We start from the raw sequence: 4,398 nt of genomic DNA on the forward strand, positions 1-4,398 counted from the left end.
GGCTGGCAGCCCAACTCCGGCAGTCGCGGCGGCATCGGCGACGGGCGAGTCGACCCGTCGACCGGTCAGCGGGTGCGCGCGGTCACCTCGACCGTCGGGTACGTCAGCCCCACCGGCATGTATCTGAGCCTGACCCAGAGCAACGCCGACGAGGCCAAACTGGTCGGCTCGATTCACCCATCCATGTATCCCACCGGCACAGTCGACGTCGACGGCACCCGGTGGATCGTCTATCAAGGCGACGACGGTATCGAGCCGGTCTGGACCACGCGGCTGGCCAGTCCGGCCGGTCCAGCTCAGATCGCGATCACGGGCGCCGGAAGCGTCGATCAGTTTCGTACGCTGGCGGCGGCCACCCAATCACAGCCGCCGTTAGCCGCGAAGCGGCCGTAGAGAAGGAACATTGATGACCGCACCTGAAGCAGATCTGACCGGCTGGACTCCGGCGCCGTTCACCGGCGGTGGCTACACCCACGACGTCTACCGCAAGGGCGAGGGCCCCGGCGTGGTGCTGATCCCCGAGATACCGGGCATCCACCCCGGCGTTCTAGGTCTCGGTAACCACTTGGTGGACAACGGGTTCACCGTCGCCATACCGTCGTTGTTCGGTGATCCCGGCCGCGCCAAGACCGCTGGCTACATTGCATCGAGCATCGCACGCGCCTGTGTGGCAAGGGAATTCGCGGCTTTCGCGACGAACAAGAATCGGCCGGTGTCGCAATTCTTGCGCGCGTTGGCGCGCGACCTCAACGCGTCGACGCCGGGCAAGGGTGTCGGGGTAATCGGCCAGTGTTTCACCGGCGGCTTCGCGCTGGCCGCCGCTGTCGATGACAGCGTGCTGGCGCCTGTGCTCAGCCAACCGTCGGTCCCTTTTCCGTTGACGCCGCGCCAGCGGCGTGACGCCGGACTGAGTGACCCGGAACTGAGCGCGATCGCCGATCGGGCCGCCAACGAGGGTCTGTGCGCGATGGGTTTGCGGTTCAGCGAAGACAAGGCGGTGCCGAGCGAACGGTTTGCCACGCTCAAAGAGCGCCTTGGCGACGCGTTCGAGGTAATCGAGATCGACTCCAGCCCAGGCAATGAACATGGCTTCACCCGGATGGCGCATTCGGTGCTGACCGACGAGGTGCGGGAGGTCGACGGCCAGCCGGCCTACGAGGCGCGCAAGCGGGTCGTCGAATTCCTTACTCAGCGGCTGACTGCGTCGTAGCCGGTCCAGGCCGAGTTCGTTTCAACTAACGGCTTTCCAATGCGTGAGCCAATCGGCTATCGGTTCGGGAGCGATCGTGGGAGCCCGAACCAGGGGAGCACGCTGTTGTCGAAGCGGGTCATCGCGCAGATTCGGTCGCCGGTGAGAGTGATGACGTACAGGCCGGTACCGTGGCTGATCCCATTCGAGGCGCGTAGGTAGGCTCCGAACGCCGGTTGGCCGTTGGCCCTGGTCGGCACGAGGTCGAACCTGCGGCCCGCGCGGAAGATGGCTGCGCAGAAGCGGGCTGCAACGTCTTGGCCCTCGTATTCGAAGGGCACCGGCGGCATCGAGATGAACACGTCGTCGGTCAGTAGGGTCACCAGGGCGTCCAGATCGGCGGATTCCCAAGCGCGGACGAACTTCGCCACGATCGCGTCCTCGGTAGCCGAGTTCGGCGCGGGGGGCGGTTCACGGTCGGCGACGTGCCCGAGCTTGCGCTGCAGTGCGGCGCGGGCTCGTTTGAGGGCGCTGTTAACCGATTGGACACTGGAATCGAGCATGTCGGCGACCTCTGCGGCGTGAAATCCAAGAACATCGCGAAGGATCAGGACGGCAACCTGGCGCGGCGGTAAGACTTGCAACACGGTCACGAACGCTAACGAGACGGACTCGGTCTGCTCGTAGCTGGCTTCTGGGCCGATCGGCGCGGCGACCACGCTCTCGAGCAGGGCATCGGGAAACGGTTCGAGCCAGACGATTTCTCCTAGGCGGGTCGGTTCGGGCGGTTGGACATTCGCCACGTTCCACTCCTTGGCCGGGCGTCGGCTCGCGGAGCGACGCGCATTGAGGCACCGGTTGGTGGCGATGCGGTAAAGCCAGGTTCGTATCGAGGCGCGCCCTTGAAAGCTGTCGAGGCCTTGCCATGCGCCCAGCAACGCATCCTGCAGCGCGTCCTCGGCGTCCTGCAACGATCCGAGCATCCGGTAGCAATGCACCAGCAGTTCTGCCCGGTACGGTTCGGTCAGCTCTGCGAATGCGTCGCCATCTCCGGCGCGCGCTCGCAGCATCAGATCGCCGGTCACCACCCTCGCGTCACCTCTATCCGTGCTATGCGGTACCCCCTTCGGTATAGACACCGGTCGAACGCCGAATTGGGCGTTGGCGAGGCGCCCAGTTTCGCGATGCCGCGGTTTCTAAATCAGTAGTAGCCAACAACATCGCCGAAGGAGAAGCTACATGGGCAGGATCATCGTGAGCGAGAACATCTCGCTCGACGGAGTCATCGAGGACCCTAGAGGTGAGGAGGGCCTCGGGCGCGGCGACTGGTTCGCCTGGATCAGTGAGAAGGACCGCGAACAATGGGCACAGGTCCTGACCGCGGAGTTGCTGGCCGCCGAGGCGCTTCTGCTGGGCCGGCGCACCTACGAGTACTTCGCCGCACGGTATCCCTCGCGCAGTGGCGAGCTGGCCCACCGGTTGAACAGCATTCCCAAGTACGTCGTGTCCGCCACCCTGCAAGACCCGCAGTGGACCAATTCGGCAGTCCTGAAAGGTCATGTGGTGAACGAGGTCTCGACACTGAAGCAGACCCTCAACGGTGAGATCGTCGTCTACGCCAGCGGACAACTCGCCCACGCGCTGATCGAGCACGACCTTGTCGACGAGCTGCGGCTCATGACCTTCCCGTTCGTGGTCGGGGCTGGCGAGCGTCTCTACAGCGACACCAGCAGCGTAAAACCCATGCGCCTACTCGACTCCCGTACCGTCGGCGACGGCCTCGCCTTGCTTACATACCGGTCCGTCTGAGACGTCTAGGCCGACGACTCCACCCCGGGTTCGTCGGCATACACCAAATGTGTTGCCGAAAGGTTTTCCGACCAAGAGAGGTGATCCATGCTTGACCCCGCCGATGTACAACTGCTCTTTGCCGACCTTCAAGACTTCATCATGGACCTAGCGCACACCAACTCCCCTGCCGTGGTGCGCAATTCAGCCCGAACGCTGGCGACGATTGGCACGATCCTCGAGCTGCCCGCCGTGCTGTCGATCGTGCCGGGCCCCGACGGCCCCGACGTGATCAGCGAGCTCACCGAGCTATTGCCCAACACTCCCGTGCATGTCCGTCCACCCGGCCCGAGCTCCTGGGATGACCCGGGCGCCCACCACGCGGTCATCGGGCACGGGCGCGGTGTGATCGTCCTTTGCGGAGTCGTCACCGAAATTGTGGTCCTGCACACCGCCCTCGACGCGATCGCCGATGGCTACCAGGTGCACATCCCTATCGACGCATGTAGCGGCATCACCCCGCGCGGCGAAGACGCCACGCTCCGCCGCCTCGAAGCAGCCGGCGCCCAGATCACCACCGTCCCCAGCCTCGCAGGCGACCTCGTGCGCGACTTCACCACCTCCAACGGCAGCGCGATCCGCGCTGCCCTGCACACCATCGCCACATCTATGTCGACGTGAGTCCTGGCTCTAGACAGTGCTTTTCGCGTGTTGTCTCTTGCGCTGATCGGCGATGAACCGGATCGACAAGCGCTGCAGCAGACCCGGCGCCAGCCGGGCGAACACCCACGACGCGTGCGCCCGCTTCGGCACGACCAACAGCGCCTTGTTGCGACTGATCGCCTTCAACGTGTCGCGCGCCAACCGGTCAGCGTCGTAGGCGGTCTTCATGCCCTGGCCGCGCAGGTAGTAGTCCCGACCGACGAAACCGCCGACGGCGCCCTTATCCAAGATCGGCGTCTCGACGGCGGCCGGGCACACGGCCAGCACACCCACCCCGCGGGAGACGGCTTCAGACCGCAGTGCCAGCGACAGTCCGACCACCGCGTGCTTGGTCATCACGTAACTGGTGATCTGCCCGGCCGCGGTCAGCCCGGCCATCGACGCGGTGTTGACGATGTGGCCGTGCCCCTGCCGCAACATCACCGGGTAGGCGGCCGTCACCCCGTGCACCACGCCGCGGATGTTGACGTCGATGATTGCGTTCCACTGGTCCAGCGTCAGCAGTTCGGTGTCTCCGCCCCAAGCGATTCCGGCGTTGTTGAACATCAGGTCGAGCCGTCCGGCGCGGGCGACGACGGCGTCGACGGCGGCCTTCACCGCGGCCGGATCGGTGACATCGAGGATGGCCGATATCGCTGAACCGGGACCGCGCACGCCCTCGACGGTGCGGGCCGCCGCGGCGCCGTCGACGTCGGTGC

At 65.5% G+C, this 4,398-nt stretch carries 6 protein-coding genes; 4 read left to right on the plus strand and 2 right to left on the minus strand.

Annotation, left to right across the window (positions count from 1 at the left end; all coding sequences use genetic code 11):
• The coding region (locus WB785_RS08815; RefSeq protein ID WP_424078525.1) for a DUF4245 domain-containing protein at positions 1–393 on the plus strand (393 nt) is incomplete at its 5' end.
• 13 nt (positions 394–406) lie between these two features.
• The gene (locus WB785_RS08820; protein WP_424078526.1) at positions 407–1,210 is read left to right on the plus strand and encodes a dienelactone hydrolase family protein; all 804 of its coding nucleotides are present in this window, start codon (positions 407–409) and stop codon (positions 1,208–1,210) included.
• Positions 1,211–1,266: 56 nt separating this feature from the next.
• On the opposite strand, the gene WB785_RS08825 is transcribed toward WB785_RS08820, so the two are convergent.
• A complete protein-coding gene (locus WB785_RS08825) occupies positions 1,267–2,277 on the minus strand; it encodes a sigma-70 family RNA polymerase sigma factor (protein ID WP_424078528.1) in 1,011 nt (336 codons plus the stop codon).
• 151 nt (positions 2,278–2,428) lie between these two features.
• Between WB785_RS08825 and WB785_RS08830 the strand changes: the two genes are divergently transcribed.
• Positions 2,429–2,998, plus strand: coding sequence for a dihydrofolate reductase family protein (locus WB785_RS08830; protein WP_424078529.1), 570 nt, complete (start codon positions 2,429–2,431; stop codon positions 2,996–2,998).
• 87 nt (positions 2,999–3,085) lie between these two features.
• Positions 3,086–3,658, plus strand: coding sequence for an isochorismatase family protein (locus WB785_RS08835; protein ID WP_424078531.1), 573 nt, complete (start codon positions 3,086–3,088; stop codon positions 3,656–3,658).
• A 9-nt stretch (positions 3,659–3,667) separates the two neighbouring features.
• On the opposite strand, the gene WB785_RS08840 is transcribed toward WB785_RS08835, so the two are convergent.
• Positions 3,668–4,398: SDR family NAD(P)-dependent oxidoreductase (locus WB785_RS08840; protein WP_424078533.1), on the minus strand; the 731-nt coding region annotated here is incomplete at its 5' end.

This window comes from Mycobacterium sp. (assembly GCF_049585075.1).
Classification (GTDB): domain Bacteria; phylum Actinomycetota; class Actinomycetes; order Mycobacteriales; family Mycobacteriaceae; genus Mycobacterium.